Source organism: Streptomyces boluensis (assembly GCF_009908195.1).
Classification (GTDB): domain Bacteria; phylum Actinomycetota; class Actinomycetes; order Streptomycetales; family Streptomycetaceae; genus Streptomyces; species Streptomyces boluensis.
The window spans coordinates 1-5,870 of sequence record NZ_JAAAHS010000435.1 but is presented as its reverse complement, the minus strand read 5'-3'; the positions used below and the strand labels follow the sequence as shown (position 1 = coordinate 5,870).

5 protein-coding genes are annotated in these 5,870 nt (G+C 73.0%); 2 read left to right on the top strand and 3 right to left on the bottom strand.

Features of this window, described 5'->3' with window-relative positions; genetic code table 11:
- Positions 1–192 precede the first annotated feature (192 nt).
- Both GUY60_RS33020 and GUY60_RS33015 read right to left on the bottom strand, forming a co-directional pair.
- Positions 193–1,227, bottom strand: coding sequence for a zinc-dependent alcohol dehydrogenase (locus tag GUY60_RS33020; protein WP_161704613.1), 1,035 nt, complete (start codon positions 1,225–1,227; stop codon positions 193–195).
- Positions 1,224–2,378 (bottom strand): mandelate racemase/muconate lactonizing enzyme family protein, encoded by a 1,155-nt coding sequence (locus tag GUY60_RS33015; protein WP_161704611.1) that lies wholly within the window; start codon positions 2,376–2,378, stop codon positions 1,224–1,226. The genes GUY60_RS33020 and GUY60_RS33015 overlap by 4 nt, the downstream gene beginning before the upstream one ends.
- A gap of 212 nt (positions 2,379–2,590) precedes the next feature.
- Between GUY60_RS33015 and GUY60_RS33010 the strand changes: the two genes are divergently transcribed.
- Together GUY60_RS33010 and GUY60_RS33005 are read left to right on the top strand one after the other, a co-directional pair.
- Positions 2,591–3,364 (top strand): IclR family transcriptional regulator, encoded by a 774-nt coding sequence (locus GUY60_RS33010; protein ID WP_161704609.1) that lies wholly within the window; start codon positions 2,591–2,593, stop codon positions 3,362–3,364.
- Positions 3,361–4,215, top strand: a complete 855-nt coding sequence (locus GUY60_RS33005) for an SMP-30/gluconolactonase/LRE family protein (RefSeq protein ID WP_161704607.1) — start codon at positions 3,361–3,363, stop codon at positions 4,213–4,215. Before GUY60_RS33010 ends, GUY60_RS33005 begins: the two co-directional genes overlap by 4 nt.
- A 28-nt stretch (positions 4,216–4,243) precedes the next feature.
- On the opposite strand, the gene GUY60_RS33000 is transcribed toward GUY60_RS33005, so the two are convergent.
- On the bottom strand, positions 4,244–5,870 hold a 1,627-nt coding region (locus GUY60_RS33000), incomplete at its 5' end, for an aldehyde dehydrogenase (NADP(+)) (RefSeq protein ID WP_312866516.1).

Below are 5,870 nucleotides of genomic sequence, written 5' to 3'. Positions count from 1 at the left end.
CAAGAGGGCTCCTCTGGGTGGGGAATTCAGGCCATCCGGCGCTGGAGGCCGAATATCAGCCCGTCCTGGGGGCACCTCCCAGCGGTAGCCGGGGGGGTTTGAGGACGAGGCCGAAGGCCGAAGCGGGGTCTGGGGCGGCAGCCCCAGGTACAGCACTCAGGTCGACGGAGGGACGAGGACAACGCAAGCCACCTAGGGCCGAAGCAGCACCTTCCCGACGTCCGAACCCCCGCTCCCCACAAGGGAGATCGCCTCCGCGAACCCGTCGAGCGGAAACTCGTGCGAGACGAGTGCCGCAGGCGCGAGAAGCCCCAGAGAGAACGCCCGCACCGCGTCCGACCACGCCGCCGACGACGCCCCGAACACGCTCCGTACCTCCAGCTGGCTGACCGACAGGTGCACCGGGTCGATGCCCTCCGCGCCCGGGGTGAACATCCCGGTGAGGACGACCCGGCCGCCGCGTCGCGCCAGGCGGCAGGAGGCCGCCGCCGTCGAGGGCGCGCCCGCCGTCTCCACGACCAGGTCGAAGCGGCCTTCGAGGCCGGAGGCCTGTTCCGGCGTGTGGGCCTCGGACGCTCCGAAGCCGAGTGCCTGCGCGCCGCGCGCGGCCCGCGGGTCGACCACCGCGAGCTCGCCGGGCGAGGACGCGGCGAGCAACTGCACGGCGAGCAGCCCGAGGGTGCCCGCGCCCACCACGGCGATCCGCTCACCGGGTGCGGGCCGCCCGGCACGCACGGCGGCGGCCACCACCGCGGCGGGTTCGAGAAGGGCGGCGGCCCGCAGGTCCACACCGTCCGGCAGCGGGTGCAAAAGCCGTGCGGGCAGCACCAGATGGTCGGCGAACGCGCCCGGCTCGGTGAAGCCGGTCTCCGCGTACCCGCCGCCGCACAGGCTGCTCTCCCCGCACCGGCAGCGCGCGCAGACCCCGCAGGCACGGAAGCCCTCGGCGACGGTGGGGCGCCCGACGAGCGCCGGGTCCACGCCCGCGCCGACCGCCTCGACGGTGCCGGACCACTCGTGTCCGGGCACGACCGGGTAGCGGACGTACGCGGGGTCGCGCAGGCCGTCGTACAGTTCGCGGTCGCTCATGCAGATCCCGGCGGCGGCGACCCGGACGCGTACCTCGCCGGGGCCCGGCTCGGGCACGGAGGCGGTGACGAGCCGGTGCGTGCCGGGCCGGTCGACGACGACGGAGCGGCTCGACGTACAGGGCGCGGAGCCGGTCATGCGGGCTGCCTCCGCTCCCAGCCGTCGGCCCACAGGTCGAAGCGGGCCCGCTGCTGCGGGAACTCCGCCGCCGCGTCCACATCGAACTCCACACCGAGGCCGGGAGCGTGCGACACCTCGAAGCAGCCGGTCTCCGGGTCGACCACGGGCGCCCCGCGCACCACCTTCGTGATCTCCGCGTCCGCGAAGTCGTTGAAGTGCTCCAGAATCTTGAAGTTCGGTGTGCAGGCGGCGAGTTGGAGGGACGCGGCGGTGAGTACGGAGCCGCCGACGTTGTGCGGGGCGACCAGCATGTAGTGGGTCTCGGCGGTCGCGGCGAGCTTGCGGGTCTCCAGGATGCCGCCGATGTGCCCGACGTCCGGCTGGATGACGTCGGCCGACTGGTCCTCGAACAGCTCGCGGAACTCGATCCGGTCGTGGATCCGCTCACCCGTCGCCACCGGCACGTCCACCCGCTCGGCGACCTTCTTCAGCGCCTTGAGGTTCTCCGGCGGCACCGGCTCCTCCAGCCACGCCGGGTCGAACGGCGCAAGCTCGCGGGCGAGGCGTACGGCCGTGGCGGGGCTGAACCGGCCGTGCATCTCCAGCATCAGCTCGATGTCCGGGCCGATTGCGTCCCGTACGGCCTCGATCAGCGACACCGCGTACCGCGACGCCTCCGCGTCCAGCTCGAAGTGGCCGGTCCCGAACGGGTCGATCTTCAGGGCCCGGTAGCCGCGCGCCACGACCTCCCGGGCCGCCTCGTGGTACGCCTCCGGGGTGCGTTCCGTGGTGTACCAGCCGTTGGCGTACGCCTTGACGCGGTCGGTGACCTTGCCGCCGAGGAGCTGCCAGACCGGTACGCCGAGCGCCTTGCCCTTGATGTCCCAGCAGGCCATCTCGATCACGGCGATGCCGGACATCACGATCTCGCCGGCCCGGCCGTAGTCGCCGTACTTCATGCGCCGCACCAGGTCCTCGACGGCGAACGGGTCGGAGCCGGCGATGTGGTGGGCCTCGGCCTCCCGCAGGTAGCCGATCAGGGCGTCGGTGCGGCCGAGCATCCGGGTCTCGCCGACACCGGTCAGGCCCTCGTCGGTGTGGACGAGCACATAGGTCAGATTGCGCCAGGGAGTTCCCACGACATGGGTGCTGATTCCGGTGATGCGCAAGGCAGTTGCCCTCTCGCGTGTTCGGTATGTCGTCACTCGTTCGAGATCGTGGCGTGAACCTAGGCAAGCGGTCCGAGGGGTGTCAATGGATCGCACACGGTGGGATCGTCGGCAGGACGATTGCCCGCCGAACTCACCTGTGCATAGCCTGTGTTCGCGATACCGGCAACGTGCCGGGGTTTCGAACGACGCAGAGGGGTGGGTGAGCGGCCATGGGCCGACTCGTTCCGGCGGTGACCCGCGCACTGGACATACTGGAACTCTTCCTCGAGGGCGACGGCACCCTCTCGGCGCCCGACATCGTGCGCGCCCTGAACCTGCCCCGCACCACGGTGCACGAACTCGTCACCACCCTCGCGGCCCGCTCGTACCTCGTGCCGGTCCCGGAACAGCCCGGCCGCTACCGCCTCGGCGTGCGCGGCTACCAACTCGGCAGCCGGTACGCGGAGAAGCTCGACCTCGCCGCCGAGGGCCAGCGAGTCGCCCGCGAGGTCGCCGAGACCTGCGACGAGACGGTGCATGTGGCGATCCTGGAGGACGTCGACGTCATCTACATCGCCAAGGTCGACTCCACCCACGCCGTACGCATGGTCTCCGCCAACGGCCGCCGCCTGCCCGCCCATTGCACCTCGGTCGGCAAGATGCTGCTCGCCTCGCTGCCCGAGGAGGAGCTGAACCTCCGTCTCCAGGAGTGCGGCGAGCTGGTCGCGCTCACCCCGGACAGCATCACCGGGCACGACGCGCTGCGCGAGGAACTCGGCACCGTCCGCACCCTGGGCATCGCCGTCGAGCACCGCGAGGCCAACCCCGACGTGAGCTGTGTGGCCGCGCCCGTACGGGACAGCTCGGGAGCCGTCGTAGCCGCCCTGTCGATCTCCGTGCCGATGGTGCGCTGGAGCGAGGACCGGGAGCGTGAACTGACCGAACTCGCCGCGAAGGGCGCCGCCGACCTGTCCACCTCGCTCGGTCACCGGGGCGGGCGGTGAGGGCGGAAATCGCGGTCCGCGCCGGGGTTCTCGCGGGGGCTGAACTTGGCGAGGGCCCGACCTGGGACCCGGTCGAGGGCCGGCTGATCTGGGTGGACATCCTCGGCTCCCGCGTCCACACCTTCGACCCCGGGACCGGTCGCCGCACCGTGTTCGCCACCGAACAGCACGTCGGCGCCGCGAAGCCCCGCGCCGGGGGCGGACTCGTCCTCAACCTCCGTGACGGAGTGGGCGGTTACGACGCCTCCGGCACGTTCGCGTGGCTGCACCGCGACCCCGTCCCCGGCCGCCGCGGCAACGACGCCGCCGTCGCCCCCGACGGCACCCTGTGGGCGGGCACGATGCGCTACGACGAGGCGCCCGGCGGCGGCACCCTCACCCGGATCGCCGCCGACGGCACCGCGACCGTGCTCCTCGACGACGTGACGGTCAGCAACGGCACCGCCTGGAGCCCCGACGGCAGCCGCGTCTACTACGTCGACAGCCCCACCCGGCGCATCGACGTGCTCCGCACCGACGGCCAACGCATCGTGGAACGCCGGGAGTTGGCGACCGTCGAACCCGGCGCCGGATTTCCCGACGGGCTCACCGTCGACGCCGACGGCTGCGTCTGGGTGGCCCTCTGGGACGGTGCGCAACTGCGCCGCTACACCCCGGACGGCCGGCTCGACCGCACGGTGCCGCTGCCCGTCGCCCGTCCCACCGAGTGCGCCTTCGGTGGCCCCGGACTGCGGGACCTCTACGTCACCACGGCCCGCGTCGGCCTCGACCGGCCGCACCCGCTCGCCGGTTCCGTACTGGTCCTGCCGGACGCGGGACAGGGGGTGGAGAGCCCGGCCTTCGCCGGGTGAGGGGGCGGTACGCGGCGCCGGTGTCCCCTCAACTCCCCGTCTCAAGCGTGCCGTTGACCAGCCGAGGCACCTCGTACGGATTGTCGTCCCGCACCGGCGCGGGCAGCAGCTCCGCCGGTACGTCCTGGTACGCGACCGGCCGCAGGAACCGGTCGACGGCGAGCGAGCCGACCGATGTGGTGCGGCTGTCGGACGTCGCCGGGTACGGGCCGCCGTGCACCATCGCGTGCCCGACCTCCACTCCCGTCGGCCAGCCGTTGAACAGCACCCGGCCCACCCGCCGTTCGAGCAGCGGCAGCAGCTCGCGCGCCGCCTCCAGGTCGGCGTCGGCGCTGTGCACGGTCGCGGTGAGCTGACCGTCGAGGGCGCGCAACACCGCGGCCACATGCGCCAGATCGCGGCAGCGCACCACCAGGCCCGCCGCGCCGAACATCTCCCGCTGCAACTCCGGATCGGCGCGGAACACATCACCGTCCACCGTGAGCAGCGCCGCCTGACACGGGCTCGCCGACTCCGGCGCCGTACCCCGCGCGAGCACCGTCACACCGGGCCGCCCGGCGACCGCGTCGACATCGCGCCCGTACGCCGCCGCGATGCCCGGCGTCAGCATCGTCGCCCCCGCGTGGCCGGCGACCGCGCGCGCCGCCGCGCCCGTGAACGCGTCGAGGTCGTCGCCCGCCACCGCGACGATGAGCCCCGGGTTGGTGCAGAACTGGCCCGCGCCCAACGTCAACGACGCCACGAACGACTCGGCCAGGCCCTCGGCGCGCTCGGCCAGGGCACCCGGAAGGAGCACCACCGGGTTGACGCTGCTCATCTCCGCGTACACCGGCACCGGGCGCGGCCGTTCCTGAGCGGCTCGTGTCACCGCGAGACCGGCCGTGCGGGAACCGGTGAAACCGACCGCCTGGATGTGCGGATCGGTGACCAACTGCCGTCCCACGAGCGGCCCTTCACCCACAAGCAGCGAGAACACCCCGTCCGGAAGGCCGCACTCCTCGACGGCCGCACGCACGGCGTTCGCGGCGAGCTCCGACGTACCGAGATGCGCCTCGTGCGCCTTCACCACCACCGGGCAGCCCGCGGCGAGCGCGGCGGCTGTGTCACCACCGAGCACGGAGAACGCCAGCGGGAAGTTGCTCGCCCCGAAGACCGCCACAGGACCGAGCGGGATCCGCCGTTGCCGCAGATCCGGCCGGGGCAGCGGGCTGCGGTCCGGCAGCGCCGGATCGATCCGCACACCGTGCGCCCCGCCCTCCCGCAGCACCTGCGCGAACAGCCTCAACTGCCCGGTGGTACGGCCCACTTCACCGGTGAGGCGGGCCTCTGGCAGCGCCGTCTCCAGGTGCGCCCGCGCGACCAGTTCGGCACCGGCCCCGGTGAGGTGGTCGGCGATCCGCTCCAGGAACCGGGCCCGCTCCTCGGGGCCGGTCGCGCGGTACGCGTCGAAGGCGTCCTCGGCGAGCCGGCAGGCACGGGCGACCTCGGCGGGCCCGGCGGCCCGGTACGGAGGGTCGAGTTCCACGCCGGTACGCGGATCACGGGAGCGCAGCGCCGCCCCTTCACCGGTGACGCGCTCACCCCCGATGAACAGCGTGCCGCGGAGCGGGGCAACGGGCGTCTGGGCGTACGGAGTCGAGCTCACGGTCCCTGGG